We start from the raw sequence: 547 nt of genomic DNA, 5'->3' as shown, positions 1-547 counted from the left end.
CTAAGTATCTATATATGGATTAATTAAATGAAAAAGACAATCGTAGCTGTAATGGTCGCTGCATCTGCAGTGCTGAGTGCTCAGGCAATGGCAACCAACACCGCTCAGGTAACTGTACTGGGTGAAGTCTCTGATGCAGCTAACTCTTGCGTCGTGACCCCAACCGGTACTCTGAATAGCGGTATCGTTCAGCTGATCACCGTAACCACTGCCGAAGCGAATGCAGAATCAGCGGGTACCCTGTTCAAAACTCAGGATTTCGGTTTTGACGTAAAAGACTGTGCACAGGGCAGCGCTACACCGGTTACTGGCGTAACTGTAAACGTTTCCGGTATTACTTCCAGCGACAATACCATCCTGGACAACACTGCTTCTAATGGTGCAACCGGTATTGGTATCGGTATCCAGCGCATCAGCGATTCCCATCGCGTAGCCTTCGACGGTTCCGACACTATGACCGAAAGCTACTCTGCCGCTAGCGGTACTCAGCTGAAATACACCACTGGTTATGTAAGAACCAACGCCGCGACCCCGGTAACTGAAGGTC

Annotated in this window: 1 protein-coding gene; it reads left to right on the top strand. The window is 49.9% G+C overall.

Features of this window, described 5'->3' with window-relative positions:
• Positions 1-27 precede the first annotated feature (27 nt).
• A partial coding sequence (locus HGP29_RS28575; RefSeq protein ID WP_168885852.1) for a fimbrial protein occupies positions 28-547 on the top strand: 520 nt, incomplete at its 3' end.

This window comes from Flammeovirga agarivorans (assembly GCF_012641475.1).
GTDB classification, from domain to species: Bacteria; Bacteroidota; Bacteroidia; order Cytophagales; family Flammeovirgaceae; genus Flammeovirga; species Flammeovirga agarivorans.
This window is presented reverse-complemented; position numbering and strand designations above follow the sequence as displayed.